The organism is Streptomyces inhibens (assembly GCF_003389455.1).
Taxonomy (GTDB): Bacteria; Actinomycetota; Actinomycetes; order Streptomycetales; family Streptomycetaceae; genus Streptomyces; species Streptomyces inhibens.
On record NZ_QUAC01000105.1, the window covers coordinates 1 to 14204 of the forward strand.

A 14204-nucleotide genomic window follows, 5' to 3' on the forward strand; every position below is an offset into this window, starting at 1 on the left:
CCGGGGTCAGCGCCGGCGGCCAGTGACGGGCCGGCGGTACGGGCCCGAGCAGCGCCGCCACCCGGCGCGGCACCGGCCCCGGCTCGGGCGCCGCGAACTGCGCCAGCTCCGGATACGGAGCGCCCCGCGCGATCAGCGCCGCCTTGCCGACGGCACGGGCGGTCAGCCGCCGGTCGCCCACCACCCGCGCCGCCTCCTCGTCCGCCCAGCGCTCGGTGGCGAAGGTGACCGCCGAACGCAGCGGCAGCAGCAGTGGATTGACACAGCCGGCCAGGCGTACGGCCAGCAGATAGCGGTGGTGACGGCAGTTCAGGTGGGCCCGCTCGTGGGCGAAGAGGGCGTGCCGCTCATCGCCGTCCAGGCTGCGCAGCATCCCGCGGGAGACCGCGATCCGGCCGGGTCTGGCAGGGCGGCCGGGGCGGGCCGGGGTGCCGGGCACGGCGTAGGCGTACGGATCGTCGTCCGGCAGCACCGCGGGGTCGGCGCCGGCCGGCAGCCCGTCCAGCGCGCGGTGCGTACGGGCCCGGATACGGCGGTGGCGGCGCAGCGCGGCGCCGCACACGGTGAGCGCGGCGGCCAGCAAGGGAATCGCGGCGGCGCCGGCGACCTCGGCGTAGGGCACCGCGGCCCGCACCTCCGGGTCCGACCATCCGTCGGGCAGCGGATTGCCGGGCAGCTGGGCGGTGCCGACGACCATCAGCAGCGCCAGACAGAGCGTGCTGCACAGGCCGAGGACGGCGGCGAGCAGGGTCAGCAGACGGGTGGTGACGCGCGGGTGGAGGTGCTGCTCCGCGAGCCGGGCGATCGGCAGCGCGGTGAGCGGCAGGACGAGCGGCAGGAACACGAAGACGCCCACCGGTCAGCCTCCGCGTGCTTCGTCCGAGGGGTGGTGCCGGCCGGGGTCCGGGTCCGTGGTGGGCGCCTCGGCGGTGGCCGGGCCGTCGGCCGGGGCGGATGCGTCGGGCGTCGCGGGATCGTCGGCGGTGGCGCGGTCGAGGAGGGCGCGCAGCAGCTGCTCGTCGTGCGCCGAGAGCGCCGAGACAAAGCTGGTCAGTACGGCGTCCCGGTCCGGTTCGCCGTCCAGGACGCGGCGCATCCGCAGGGCGGCGAGACCGGCCTCGTCGGCGGCCGGGGTCCAGACGTAGGCGCGGCCGGACCGCTCGCGGGTGACCGCCTGCTTGGCGTGCAGCCGGGACAGGATCGTCATCACGGTCGTGTACGCGAGGTCGCCGCCGAGCCGTTCCTGCACCCAGGCGGCGGTGGCCGGTCCCGGGGAGTGGTGCAGCGCGGCCAGTACCTGGGCCTCCAGCTGGCCCTGCCCGCGCCGGCGGGCGCGCTCCCGTCCGGAGCCGCCGAACGAATCACCCAGCGCCTTGCCGAAGGACTTCCCGCCCATGCCGTCGCCTCCCGTCGCCCCGGGTGTCCCGCTGGCCGGGACGTCGGGGCATCTTACTGAGTTGGCCGGATCCGGGCGCTCGTACGCCCCACCCGCGTCCTGGTGCCGCCAACCCCCGGCACTCTACTTCTACACTCCTGTAGATTTTGGCCCGACCACGGAACGCAGGCAACACCTGGAGGAACGCCATGGGAGTCTCGCTGGGCAAGGGCGGCAACGTCTCTTTGTCGAAGGAAGCGCCCGGACTGTCCGCGGTCACGGTCGGCCTCGGCTGGGACGTACGGACCACGACGGGTGCGGACTACGACCTGGACGCCAGCGCGCTGCTGTGCACCGAGGCGGGCAAGGTCGCCTCGGACGCGCACTTCGTCTTCTACAACAACCTCACCAGCCCCGACGGCTCGGTGCAGCACACCGGCGACAACCTGACCGGTGAGGGCGAGGGCGACGACGAGTCCCTCAACGTCACGCTGTCGGACGTGCCCGCCGAGATCGCGAAGATCGCCTTCCCGGTCTCCATCCATGACGCGGAGGCCCGGGGGCAGAGTTTCGGCCAGGTCCGCAACGCCTTCATCCGCGTCGTCAACCAGGCGGACGGGGTGGAGCTGGCCCGCTACGACCTGAGCGAGGACGCCTCGACCGAGACCGCGATGGTCTTCGGTGAGCTCTACCGGCACGGCGCGGAGTGGAAGTTCCGTGCGGTGGGCCAGGGCTACGCGTCCGGCCTGGCGGGCATCGCGGCGGACTTCGGCGTCAACGTCTGAGAGGCGCGACGCCGGGACGGACGGGTCGTTCGGCGGGGACAGGGGAGGGGGCGGGCGCCGCTCCCTCCCCTGTCCCCGCCGTAGAATCTACAGCCTTGTAGAAGTCGGCTGCCCGCGACCTCCGCGAAGACGGCCCGCACGGCACCCCCGCCCATGGCCCTCATCCGCGCCCCCCATAACCCCCTTTAGAAGGATTTGCCGGGCCGACGCGGGGTACCTTGGAAGCACCGGAACACCGAGGGATTCGGTGAGGTGAGCTCCATGCAGACTCTGTTGACCGTGGCTGTGCTGCTGGCGCTGGTCGCGCTGGGGGCGCTGTTCATCGCCCGGGTCAATGCCCAGGGGGCCGGACGGATGGCCAGCCACCGGTACGCGGACTGGAAGCAGTCGCTGCGGCAGCGGATGCACAAGCGGCCGAGTGGCGGAGCCCACCCCGGACCGCATGTAGCCGGCCCACCACCGCCCTCCGATAAGGCGGGCAACGACCTGTGACGTCCACCGCCCGCCCCGTCCCGTCGGCCCAGGACTACGACGGGACCTCACCGTTCCCCGACGACGGCGCCGAGACCCCGTCGAGCGGCGGACGGCGGATGTATGTCACCGTGACCGGCATCATCGTCGTCGCCCCCTTCGTCGGCCTGGCCATCGCCATCCCGCTCCTCTGGGGCAGCGTCGTCCACCTCACCGACCTGGTCCTCCTGGCCGTCTTCTACGTCATCAGCGGCCTCGGCGTCACCGTCGGCTTCCACCGCGGCCTCACCCACGGCAGCTACACCGCCACCCCCGCGTTGCGCATCGCGCTCGCCATCGCCGGCTCGCTCAGCTTCCAGGGCGATGTCATCGACTGGGTCGCCACCCACCGCCGCCACCACGCCTTCACCGACCGCCCCGGTGATCCGCACTCCCCCTACCGCTACGGCACCAGCCTGCGCGGCCAGCTGCGCGGACTGGTGCACTCGCACATCGGCTGGCTGTTCGGCAACGACCCCACCTCGCACCGGCGCTATGCGCCCGATCTGCTCGCCGACCGCGGAATCCGCGCGGTGGACCGGGCGTTCCCCGCGCTGTGTCTGCTCACGCTCGCGCTGCCGTTCGCGCTGGGGTGGGCCCTCGGCGGCTCCTGGGTCACCGCGCTCACCGCCCTGCTGTGGGCGGGGTTCATCCGGATCGCGCTGCTGCACCACGTCACCTGGAGCGTCAATTCGCTCTGCCATGTCATCGGTGAGCGGCCGTTCCGCACCCGGCGCCACGACCGGGCGACCAATCTGTGGCCGCTGGCCCTGCTCTCGTTCGGCGAGAGCTGGCACAACCTGCACCACGCCGATCCGACCTGCGCGCGGCACGGCGTCGACCGCGGTCAGATCGATGTGTCCGCCGCCGTCATCCGGCTCTTCGAACGCCTCGGCTGGGTCCGGGATGTGCGCTGGCCCGACCCCGCCCGGGTAGCGGCCCGCCGCATCAGGAGCACCGCATGACCACCGCCTCCGGGAACCACCCCCACCCGGCCAACCCCCGGCACCACGACCCGCCGCCCGTCGCGCGCCTGACCATCGCACCGCACACCGATACCGTGCGGCGCATAGACGGTGTCTGGTGGCCGCACTCGGCCGATCTGCTGACCGAACTCCCCGAGCTGCTGACCGCGTTGCCCTTCGACTGGCCGCGGATCACCCACGCCACGGTGAACGGCGCGACCTGGCCCGCCCTCCCCGCCCATATCCTCGTCGCCGGCCACGTCGTCCGCCTTCGCAGAACCACCGGCCGCCCCGGCCCCGACACCCTCTGCCTGGTCTCCCCCGGCAACGGCCGCTGGGACCTGCTGATCATCCCGCCCGACACCCCCGAGCCCGAGGCCGTCCGCATGATGGCCGAGATGGCCCGCACGGGCGAGCTGACGCCGGCCTGAGCAGATCCGTTGCCGAACGGATCAGTTGCCGAAGGGATCCCTTGCCGAACGGATCCTTTGCCGAACGGTCGACCCACCGTCGCTCCAGGTCGGATAACTTCCAGGCATCCCTTGAACCTGATGCGCGGGCCCCTTCTGCAGAACGGAAGAAGCCCGTGGAGAGGCATGCCATGAAGTGCGTGATCAGCAGCACCGTCACGCCGGAGTCGCGCACCTCCTCGATCAGCCGCCAGGTGTCCCGGCGGGCTCGCGGATCGAGCCCGGTGGTCAGCTCGTCGAGCACCACCACCCGCGGACTGCCGATCAGGGCAAGTGCGATGAACAGCCGCTGCTTCTGGCCGCCGGAGAGCTTGCCGAAGCGGGCGGAGAGCCGGTCGTCGAGGCCGAGACGCTCGGCGAGCTGCCGCCAGTCGGCCGGGCGCGCATAGCAGGCGGAGTAGAGCTCAAGCGCTTCCCGCACGGTGAGTTTGGCCTGTAGCTCGCTCTCCTGAAGCTGGGAGCCCAGGATCTGGGTGACCCGGTCGTGGTCGGCGACCGGATCGAGCCCGCCCACCCGGACCGTCCCGCCGTCCGGGACCCGGAGGCCCTCAAGGCATTCGACGGTCGTCGTCTTGCCGGCGCCGTTCGGGCCGAGTACGCCGAAGATCTCCCCTTCCTGTACGGCGAAGGAGACCCCGTCGACCACGGCCCGGCCCCCGTAGACCTTGCGCAGCCCGCTGACTTCGATGATTGGCATAACTCGAGAATCCGCCCGGCGCACCCGGTGGCACATCGCCCATCGCGCTCGGAACGGCATCAACCGATCGGTTGATCGGGGCCTACGACCCGCCGCCGACCTGCCGCTCGCGGGCGGCGGCTACTGCGTACGGGTGGTGTTCATCGGAAGAACGCCGATCCGGGGGCGTCGGTCCATGAATCCTCCCATTGCGTACTCATCATAAGAAAACGCAACAGAAGCGGCGCAACGTAAGCGATATCTGCGGAGCGCGGCAACTGAGGCGGTGCAACGGACGTACACGCAATGGCAGTACGCGAACGACAACAGCCACAACAGCCACAACAGCAGTAGACACAACGGATCTCTCGGGGAGATCCCGATCGAAAGAGAGGGACCATGGCTGCGACCAAGGTCATGAAGTTCTGGGCGGTATGCCTTGCCATGCTCGGCAAGCTGCTGGCATCACTGGGCGTCTCCGCGGCGGCGTCGGCCGCGCGCCGGGATGCCGCACTGTACGAGCGGACCCTGGGCAATGGGAACGCGGGCACCGAGGGCCCGGGTGCCGATGCCAGGGAGGCGGTGCGCCGCGCCGCGCCGGATCCTGATGCAGAGGCACCGACCCGTTCCGTGCCCCCGGCGCGCACCGTGCCCGCGCCGCGCGGCGTACCGCAGTACGGCCAATCCGCGTCCGTCCGGCGGATGTTCGCCCGGCCGGAGCTGCCGCCGACGATCAAGCAGCGCATCAGCGCCGAGGCGCACGGTTCCTCGCCCGGGCTGCGCAGCCGCCGCGCCCGCGCCACGGAGCCGCTGCACACCGGCACCGACGTGGACACCCGCCCGGCGGTCATCCCGGCGGCCCGCCGCCGTGCGGACACCGCCCGCGCCTTCTGAGCGGCCGCAGCAGCGGACGTGCGTTGCCCGAAGCGGAAACAGATGTGTTCCACGTGAAACGGACACCGGATGTTCCACGTGAAACAGCCGAGAAGCGAACAGCCGAGACGTGAACTGGACGAGACGTGAACCGGACGAGACGTGACCAGCCGCAGAAATGAATCAGCCGCAGACGTGAACCACGCAGGACACCCGCACCACGCAGGACACCCGCACCACCCTCAGACCTGAACCACCGTAATACCCCCGGAGTTCTACCGCCCGGCCCCCAACCGGGGCACCGGTCCCGGACCCACTCCCAGCTCCAGCCCCAGCTGTGCACGCAACGCCCGTGTGTCCGGCTTTCCATTGGCGGTGAGCGGGAAGTGGCCGACGACATGGACCGCGTTGGGCTGTTCGTACTCCGCCAGGTGCTCGGCGAGCCGCCGGCGCCAGGTGAGCGGGGCCTCGCCCTCGGGGTCCGCGACCACGAAGTGCAGTGCGCTGCCGCGGCGTTGGTCCTCGACCGCCAGTACCTTGACCGGCCGGCCACAGGCCTCGGCGCGGCGCTCCAGGCTCTCGGGGTAGAGCGTGAAGCCCAGCCGGTGCACGGCCTGATTGCGCCCCACCACGCGTACGGTGCCTTCGGCATCGACGCTGCCCAGGTCCGCCGTCGGATACCAGGCGTCCGGATCGACGGGCGTCAGCGAGCCGTCCTCCTGGAGGTAGCCGGCCATCAGCCCGGGGGAGCGCACCTCGATGCCGCCGAGCTCGCCGGGGTCGGCAGCCGTGCCGTCGGGGCGCATGACGCGTAGCCGTACGCCGGGCAGGGGGCGCCCGCAGCCGTGCGGTGTATCGGGGGTGGCCAGTGCAACATTGCCGAGTTCGGTCAGACCGTAGCCGTCCAGGAGTGGGCGGCCCATTGTCGTGTGGAAGGACTCGGCCAGCGGGGCGGGCAGCGGCGCGCCGCCCACGCCCCAGATGCGTACGCCCGCGAGCCCGGCGCGTACCTCCGGGCGGCGGCGCACCACGCCGAGGAGCGAGTGGTACGTGGACGGGGCGGCGTCCACGGCGGTGGCACCGTGCGCCGCGGCCTGGCCTACGGCCGCGTCGAGCCGCTGGTAAGGGGTGACCAGCAGGGTGCAGCGGGCCAGCCACCACAGCAGGATGACGGAGAGCCCGTACTGGTGGGAGAAGGGCAGCAGGGGCGCGAGAACGTCGTCCTGGCGGTAGCCCATGGCCTGGATGGTGCGCAGCGAGTTGTCGAGCACGGCGCGGCCGGGCTTGACGATGCCCTTGGGGCGCCCGGTGGTGCCCGAGGACCACAGGACGAGCGCGTCGGGGCGGTGGAACCAGCGGGACAGGTCGACTTCGGCGGGCGGTGGCGGTGCGGCGTCCGCGGCCAGGCGGGGGTAGTGGATGACGCGCCGGTCGGGGATGCCGGGGAAGCCGCTGGCGCGGTCGGCGGCGGTGACCAGCCAGCGGGCGTGGGCCTGGTGGGCGGCCGCGGTGGCGTCGGCGGCGGGGAGCCGGTGGTCGAGCGGGATGAGCGAGGTGTCCAGCTGCATCAGGGCCAGCAGCGTCAGGACGTAGTCGACGCTGTTGTCGCCCTGGACCAGGACCCGGTCACCGGCGCGGATGCCGAGGTCGTGCAGGGCGTGTGCGGTGGTCTGCACCCGGCGGCCGAGGGCCGGTCCGTCGAGGTGGCCGGTGTCGCCGAGCGGGGCCGACGTGCCGTCGACGAGCCGGGCGGTGGCGACCGGAGGGGCGAAGGTGTCGGTCATGGTTGCTCCGATCCCAAGGGGGCGAGGGGGCGCCGGGCCGGCCGCGGCGCGGTGGCCGGGCACAGCAGCGAGGAGGTGGTGGTGGCCACCCAGGAGCCGTCCAGGTCCCGGAACTCGCAGTCGAGAGTGAGGAGTTGGCGGCCGGCGAGGGTGGTGGCGCCGGCGATCCGGACGGTGGCGTGGAGGGTGTCGCCGGCGTGTGCGGGGCGGGCGTGGCGCAGCGTCTGGGAGCGGTGCACGGCGCCCTCGGTACCGGCGAAGCCGGGCTGGAGACGCAGGAGTTGGTCCTCGGCGTCGGCGGCGAGGGTGGCGAGGTAGGTGGGCGGGGCGATGGTGTCCGGGTGGCCGAGGGCGCGGGCGGCGGCCGGGTCGCGGTACGCGGGGTGGGGGTCGCCGAGCGCGGCGGCGAAGGCGGCGATCCGCGCCCGGTCGAGGGTGTACGGGCCGCAGCGGAGGGTGCTGGGCGGCGCGGGCGTGCTCGGCGGCATGCCCGGCGCCGGTCTCTCCGTCATCGCCGGTCAGTCGCCGATCATGTGATGGCCGCCGTCCGCGTGCACGATCTCGCCGGTGGTGGCGGGCAGCCAGTCGGACAGCAGGGCCACGCAGGTACGGGCGACGGGGTCGGCGTCCTGCGGGTCCCAGCCGAGCGGGGCGCGGGTCGCCCAGCTCTTCTCGAAGGACGGGCCATCGCCGCCGATACCGCGGGCGGCCAGGGTGCGCAGCGGTCCGGCCGCGACGAGATTGGCCCGGATGCCCTGGCCGCCGAGGTCGCGCGCCAGATAGCGGGAGCAGGCCTCCAGCCCCGCCTTGGCGACGCCCATCCAGTCGTAGCCGGGCCAGGCGCGGGAGGCGTCGAAGTCCACGCCGACGACGGAGGATCCGGGGCGCAGCAGGGGGCGGCAGGCCATGGTCAGCGCCACCAGGGAGTACGTCGAGGTGTGCAGGGCGGCGGACACATCGCGCCACGGTGCCGTCAGGAAGCCGCCGTCCAGGCAGTTCGCGGGGGCGTTGGCGACGGAGTGGAGTACGCCGTCGAGCCCGTCGAGGTGTGCGCCCAACCGGTCGGCGAGGGTGGTGAGCTGGTCTTCGTCGGTGACGTCCAGCTCCACGACGGGGGGCTCTTCCGGCAGCCGCCGGGCGAGCCGGGCGACCAGGCTCGGCCGGCCGTACGCGGTGAGGACGATCTTTGCCCCTTGTTCCTGGGCGAGCCGCGCCACCGCGTAGGCGATCGAGCTTTCGGTGATCACGCCGGTGATGACCAGCTGCTTTCCGTCGAGCAGACCGCTCATGCGGTTCCTCCGTCTGACTCATCCTCGACTCCAGAGTCACCGAACATAACTCAGAAGCATTGTCCTGGCTTGGTCTTGAAAGACCGTCGTTGACAACCTATCGGACCTCCAGTTGACTGGAATAGTCAAGTATAGTCAAAACAGTGACTCGGATGTCACGGAGGTTTGGATGCCGCGCTGGAGGCCACACCCCGTGGCCCGGTGCCGAGCGCTGCGAGAAGCGGCAGTGGCCGGCGCAGGCCACCGAACCCGAGCCGGACCGCGCCGACTTCGACCTGCTCGCCCCGATCCCCACCGGCGCGCCCGGCGAGCGTGACCATCCCGCTGATGACGGGCGTCAAGGCACCGACTTCACCGCGCCGCAGGCCCCGCGAGTGCCGCACCCACCCCGCACGGCCGCCGGACCCCGCATTCGACCCGTACCACCCCCCACTCAAAGAGAGGTGACCCGTCATGACCGTCATGACCCGCGAAGAGATCGTTGCTCAACTCGCCGAGATCCTTAACGAGGTGGCCGGCGTGCTGCCGTCCGAGGTGACCGAGGAGAAGTCCCTGGTCGAGGAGTTGGACGTGGACTCCCTCGCGATGGCCGAGGTCATCGTCGTCGCCGAGGAGCGCTTCGGCGTCGCGCTGCCCGAAGAGGAGATGAAGGACATGCGTAGAGTTTTGGACATTGTGCTCAGGGTGGAGAAGCAGCTGGCGTCCTGAGGCCGGCCCCCGACCGGTGTGCTCCTGGCGGGCCGCACTGTCCGGCAGGAGCACACCCACCCAAGGGATTTGAATAACGGTCAGATTCTGCACAACGGCAGATCAACCAGCGCTCAAGTCGCTGTCGACCGGCGAGCGCCGCAGCGCGCCGGGGCCCAACTTGGCGAAATCTGGTAATGCGTTGCAGTAAACCAAAGTTGATTTTCGGTCGTCGCTTGTTGACGCAGGCATAGACCAGGGTTACCTTGAGGATCTCCGGAGGGTAAATCAAATCGACTCAGTGCACTGCTTTCTCGGATGTGACCGGTCCGCGGAAAGGAGACATGGTGCGAGGGGATCTATGCGGGGGGACGAGCCCTTCTGTGGCGCGCATTTACTCAACCATGACGGCCCGGCCAACGCGCCTCAGCAGGAGGAGAGTTGGGACCCGTCCCGCTCATCCGAATTAGCCGACGGGCGTTTGCATATTTTCTCGCCCACTGTCGGCGACATTCGAGAAGCCACCTGTTTGACGGCCTTTCTCGGCGAGTTACTGCATTGTTCCCCGCGCGATATTCCGTTGACCCGTGACGGCTTCGGCCGGCCGGTGTTCACCGAACCGCCCGCCGCCACCGGCCGGCCCGCGGGCACCCGCCTCGGCCTCGGCATCGGCGCGGACGCGGGCCGGCAGTTCCTGGCCGTGGCCCGGGACCTCCCCGTGGCCCTGTCCGTCCACACCGTCCCGCAGGGGCCGGTCGGCGAACTGCTGCTTCCCTTCACGCCGTTGGAGCGCAGATACGTACAAGAGGCCCCGGCGGACCGGCGGGCACACCGGCTGGCCCAGCTGTGGACCCGTAAGGAAGCGGCCCTGCGGCTGACCGGACGGGGCGGGCTGGCGGTCGCCGACGAGATCGACGCGCTGAGCGAGGCGCGGGACGGCAAGGTCGTGATCCCCGCTTCGCCGACACACCCCGGCGGCATCGCCTACGTACGCGATCTGCCCGCCGGTCCGCGAACGGTGGCCAGCGCGGCGACCTCCGCCCCGGTACCCGGGGTACGGATCTGGCACCTGAACTCCCTTGGCACGCAAGCCGATACGCAAGCCGATACGCAAGCCGGAACACAAGCCGAGAGGTAGGCCGGTACGCATCCCGGGACACAAGCCGGTGGCCAGGCCGGTACGCCCCCCGGGGCACAGGCCCATACGCCCGCGCCCCATACGCCCGCGCCGCGGACGACGGACGCCGCTACGGCATGAGCACGGCGTGCGGGTCCGGACCCTCGCCGCCGCGGCCGCCGGCGCTCAGCTCGCGCCAGCTCTCCAGCGCCAGCCGGAAGGCTCCCACCTTCTCGTAGCCCTCGGCGGCCAGCTTGAAGTCGGCCTCCGCGGCCTCCTCGTCACCGCCCGCGCGATGGGCCCGGGCCAGATGGAGCAGACAGCGGGCACGGTCGAGCGGTGACAGTTCGCCGGCGTCGAGGTCGATCGCGGTGGCGTGGTCGGTGGCCGCCATCCGGTCGTTGTGGCGCAGCGCCGCGGCCGTCTCCAGGAGGGCCAGCCAGGTCCTGCCGGACGGGGTGTCGACCAGCGCGGCGGCCTGCCGGGCGCGCGCCAGCAGGGCGTCGGCGTCGTCGGCCGGGCCCGAGGCGAGCGCCAGCAGCGTACGGGCGCGGGCCAGCCGCAGCCGTAGCCGTACGCCGTCCGTCGCGGCGAGCAGCTGCTCCGCCTCGGCCAGCAGCTCCAGCGCCCGGTCCGGATGCCCGCCGAGATACTGCGCACCGGCCGCGGCCCACAGGGCACCGGCCCGCAGTTCGCCGGCCGGCAGCGGCGCGACCTCGGTGAGCAGCTCCGCGCCGAGCTGCTCGGCACGGCTCCACTCCCCGCTGTCGACGGACACGGACAGCAGCGCCACCTGGGCCTGTGCCCGCTCCGGACGGCCGGGCTCCAGCTCGCCGGTGACCCGGACCGCCTCCTCGGCGAAGCGGACGCCGTCCGACAGCCGGCCCGCGGCGCGCAGCAGTTGGGCGAGCTCGATGGCGACCCGGGCGTGCAGCACGGGCGCGGAGCGGGTGAGCGGGTCGTCGAGCAGCCGGCGCAGCGCCGCTTCGTGGCGGGCCGGGTCGTCGAGCCGGCCGAGGACGGTGGCCAGCTCCCAGCGCGCCTCCCAGCGCACCTCGTCCTGATCGGCGCCGCCGGACTGCTCCACCACGGACTCCAGCTGGCGCAGCGCCGCCGGCCAGTCACCGGCCAGCTGGCTGGCGCGGGCCGCCACCAACTGGCCGACCAGGTCGAGGCGCTGGGTCAGCCGGTCGCCGGGGCGGTCGGTGGCGCACAGCGCCTCGACCGTCGTGCCGAGCCGTTCCGCGATGGACCGGGCGATCTTGGCGCTCGGGATTCTGCGGCCGTTCTCGACCAGCGAGACATAGCTGGGGGAGAGATCGTCCCCGGCGAGATCCCCCTGGGACAGACCCTGAGCGCGCCGGACCTCCCGCACTCGCTTCCCGAAAGCAGGCTGCTCAATCGTCAAGAAAATCGCTCGCAGGTGAGTTGGGCGGACGGACGGTGACGGGGTGGGACGGCTGCGGACGGATGGAACGTGATGGCGGCGAGTCTACTCATCGGTCGTCCGTGCGGGGGTGCCTGTGGACGACTTCCCCCCGGCTGCAGAGTCATTTTTTGTCACTTGCGGAGGTAGATATTCCCCTTGCCGGCGCACGGGCGTTGCGACAGCTGAGAGGGCGCCTCGACGGCTGTGTGCAGGGAAGAGTGGGCGCCCGGCGGGTGGCGTGGAGCGGCCCGGTGTGGTGTTGCTTGTCATATCGGCCAGTCGAGTGCAATGACTTTACTTGACAATAAATGACACTTGGCTGACGCTGACCCTCCATGGACTACGCCCCGAGGAGGGACATATGAGCTCCGCTCCCGCATGGCCGACCGTGGCCGCCGAGCCGGAGGACAGCATCGACAGCCGACGTGCGGCGGCCTTGCACAGGGTCCGGGACTTTCTGGTGAACGACGCCGGTACCGTGCACGAGCTGCTGTGCGAGATCTCCACCCATCGCGCCGCGCGCTACGAGATCGAGTCGACCGTCGCCACCCTCGACGGGGCCCTGGACGAGGTGGCCGCCCACCGGCCCGGCCGGGTCCCCCGGCTGGCCGCCTTCATGCCGTCGAACGTCATCCTCTACTCCTACGCCCTCTACCTCCTGGTGCCCGCCCTCTACACCGACCGGCTGGTGTTCCGCCCCTCCAGCCGCGTCAAGGACCAGATGCGCCGGCTGCACACCCTGCTCGCCGAGCAGCACGGTCTGCCCATCACCCTCTCCGGCGCCAGCCAGCGGGAATTCCTGCAGGAGCAGGTCCTCCCCGCCGACGTCGTGGTCTTCACGGGCGCCTACGCCAACGCCGAACAGATCCGCCCCCAGCTCTCCCCCGGGCAGCTGTTCCTCTTCCTCGGCTCCGGCGTCAACCCGTTCGTCGTCGCCCCCGGCGCCGATGTCGAGCAGGCGGCCCGCGACGCGATCGCCATTCGGGTACTGAACACCGGCCAGGACTGCCTGGGCCCGGACCTGTTCAGCGTCCATGAGTCGCTGCTCGCCCCGTTCGTCGACGCCCTGGTCAGCGAGGTGAAGGGGATGCGCTACGGCCCGTACACCGACCCGGACGCCGACTACGGGCCGATCTTCTACGAGAGCGCGCTGGAGGACGGCGCACAGTTCCTCGCCCGCAACCGCGGCGGCATCGTGCACGGCGGGCATGTCGACTTCCGCACCCGCCGGCTCGACCCCACCGTCGTCGTCGGCGAGGACGTCACCCCGCGCACCCACGTACCGGAATTCTTCGCCCCGATCTTCAATGTCGCCGGCTACCGCGACNCGCGCACCCACGTACCGGAATTCTTCGCCCCGATCTTCAATGTCGCCGGCTACCGCGACCAGGACGCCCTCGCCGCGACCCTCACCACCGGCATGTTCACCGAACGCGCCCTGGGCTCCAGCGTCTACGGCCACGCCCCCGGCCTCGTCGAGGCGCTGCGCCGGCGGACCACCGTCACCCTCGACACCACCCTGCTGTCCATCGACGACGGCAACGCCCCGTTCGGCGGGTACGGCCGGATGGCCAACTACATCTCCGACGGCCGGGAGGTGCGCGCCGAGCCCGTACTGATCTCCAAGGCCGTCGCCGCCCACCGCCCGGGAGCCGGCCGATGACCACATACACCCACCCCACCGCCTGGGCCGCGATCGCCGACCACCTCCACCACCTCGGCAGCGAGGTGGTGTTCGGGCTGCCCGGCGACGATATGGCGCTGCTCGGCGAGCTGGAGCGGTCCGACACCACCGTGGTGCTCTGCCGGGACCAGCGCAACGCCGTGTTCATGGCCACCGGGTACGCACTGGCCGCCGGCCGGCCCGGGGTGTGCGTGATCGGCAAGGGCCCGGCGCTGACCAACGCGCTCACCGGCGTCCTGGAGGCGCGGTCCGCCGCCGCACCGCTGATCCTGATCGCCGACGGCACCCGGCTCGACCGGCTCGGCACCGGCGCCTTCCAGGAGCTGGACCAGCTCACCGCGATCCGCCCGTACGTGAAGTGGGCGGCCCGCGTCGACCACGCCGACCGGCTGCCCGGCGCCCTGGAGAAGGCCGCCGCGCTCGCCGTCAACGGCACCCCGGGGCCGGTCTACCTGGAGCTCGCCGAGCAGATCGCGGCCGAGCCGGTCACCCGCACCGGGCCCTGGCGGCCGGCCGCGCCCCAGCGGCCGGCCCCCGACCAGGACGCGCTCGCGGCCACC

Annotated in this window: 15 protein-coding genes and 1 pseudogene; 9 read left to right on the forward strand and 7 right to left on the reverse strand. The window is 71.8% G+C overall.

Annotated features, from left to right (window positions below; all coding sequences use genetic code 11):
• Nucleotides 1–856: M56 family metallopeptidase (locus DY245_RS13355; protein WP_147318340.1), on the reverse strand; the 856-nt coding region annotated here is incomplete at its 3' end.
• Nucleotides 857–859: 3 nt separating this feature from the next.
• Nucleotides 860–1396, reverse strand: coding sequence for a BlaI/MecI/CopY family transcriptional regulator (locus DY245_RS13360; RefSeq protein WP_128506970.1), 537 nt, complete (start codon nt 1394–1396; stop codon nt 860–862).
• A gap of 188 nt (nt 1397–1584) precedes the next feature.
• Here DY245_RS13360 and DY245_RS13365 point away from each other — a divergent pair, with 188 nt between their 5' ends.
• From DY245_RS13365 to DY245_RS13380, 4 genes are all read left to right on the forward strand, one after another.
• Nucleotides 1585–2160, forward strand: coding sequence for a TerD family protein (locus DY245_RS13365; protein WP_128506972.1), 576 nt, complete (start codon nt 1585–1587; stop codon nt 2158–2160).
• A 261-nt stretch (nt 2161–2421) separates the two neighbouring features.
• Nucleotides 2422–2652: a hypothetical protein gene (locus DY245_RS13370; protein WP_244943018.1), complete on the forward strand. Its 231-nt coding sequence runs from the start codon at nt 2422–2424 to the stop codon at nt 2650–2652.
• The gene (locus tag DY245_RS13375; RefSeq protein ID WP_128506976.1) at nt 2649–3635 is read left to right on the forward strand and encodes an acyl-CoA desaturase; all 987 of its coding nucleotides are present in this window, start codon (nt 2649–2651) and stop codon (nt 3633–3635) included. The genes DY245_RS13370 and DY245_RS13375 overlap by 4 nt, the downstream gene beginning before the upstream one ends.
• On the forward strand, nt 3632–4066 hold the full coding sequence (locus DY245_RS13380; protein WP_128506978.1) for a DUF5994 family protein: 435 nt from the start codon (nt 3632–3634) through the stop codon (nt 4064–4066). Before DY245_RS13375 ends, DY245_RS13380 begins: the two co-directional genes overlap by 4 nt.
• A 169-nt stretch (nt 4067–4235) precedes the next feature.
• On the opposite strand, the pseudogene DY245_RS13385 reads toward DY245_RS13380, so the two are convergent.
• Nucleotides 4236–4802, reverse strand: a pseudogene (locus tag DY245_RS13385) (ABC transporter ATP-binding protein); the annotation flags it as partial.
• 378 nt (nt 4803–5180) lie between these two features.
• Here DY245_RS13385 and DY245_RS13390 point away from each other — a divergent pair.
• On the forward strand, nt 5181–5675 hold the full coding sequence (locus DY245_RS13390; protein WP_128506980.1) for a DUF6344 domain-containing protein: 495 nt from the start codon (nt 5181–5183) through the stop codon (nt 5673–5675).
• A gap of 254 nt (nt 5676–5929) precedes the next feature.
• Here DY245_RS13390 and DY245_RS13395 read toward each other — a convergent pair whose 3' ends face one another.
• The 3 genes from DY245_RS13395 to fabI are packed head-to-tail and all read right to left on the reverse strand — an operon-like array spanning nt 5930 to nt 8727.
• Entirely contained in the window at nt 5930–7438 is a 1509-nt protein-coding gene (locus tag DY245_RS13395; protein WP_128506983.1) for a class I adenylate-forming enzyme family protein, read from the reverse strand.
• A complete protein-coding gene (locus tag DY245_RS13400) occupies nt 7435–7950 on the reverse strand; it encodes a MaoC family dehydratase (RefSeq protein ID WP_128506985.1) in 516 nt (171 codons plus the stop codon). Before DY245_RS13400 ends, DY245_RS13395 begins: the two co-directional genes overlap by 4 nt.
• Nucleotides 7951–7956: 6 nt before the next feature.
• Nucleotides 7957–8727, reverse strand: a complete 771-nt coding sequence (gene fabI / locus DY245_RS13405) for an enoyl-ACP reductase FabI (RefSeq protein ID WP_128506987.1) — start codon at nt 8725–8727, stop codon at nt 7957–7959.
• 462 nt (nt 8728–9189) lie between these two features.
• Between fabI and DY245_RS13410 the strand changes: the two genes are divergently transcribed.
• Complete coding sequence (locus DY245_RS13410) at nt 9190–9435, forward strand: acyl carrier protein (RefSeq protein WP_128506996.1); 246 nt, start codon at nt 9190–9192, stop codon at nt 9433–9435.
• A gap of 559 nt (nt 9436–9994) precedes the next feature.
• Nucleotides 9995–10552: a 4'-phosphopantetheinyl transferase superfamily protein gene (locus tag DY245_RS13415; RefSeq protein ID WP_181923662.1), complete on the forward strand. Its 558-nt coding sequence runs from the start codon at nt 9995–9997 to the stop codon at nt 10550–10552.
• A gap of 109 nt (nt 10553–10661) precedes the next feature.
• Here the strand turns inward: DY245_RS13415 and DY245_RS13420 are convergent, their stop codons facing one another.
• Nucleotides 10662–11906: a helix-turn-helix transcriptional regulator gene (locus DY245_RS13420; RefSeq protein WP_244943020.1), complete on the reverse strand. Its 1245-nt coding sequence runs from the start codon at nt 11904–11906 to the stop codon at nt 10662–10664.
• 415 nt (nt 11907–12321) lie between these two features.
• On the opposite strand from DY245_RS13420, the gene DY245_RS13425 reads away from it, so the two are divergent.
• Nucleotides 12322–13287: aldehyde dehydrogenase family protein (locus tag DY245_RS13425; RefSeq protein WP_244943021.1), on the forward strand; the 966-nt coding region annotated here is incomplete at its 3' end.
• Nucleotides 13288–13619: 332 nt separating this feature from the next.
• The coding region (locus DY245_RS13430) for a thiamine pyrophosphate-binding protein (protein ID WP_244943022.1) at nt 13620–14204 on the forward strand (585 nt) is incomplete at its 3' end.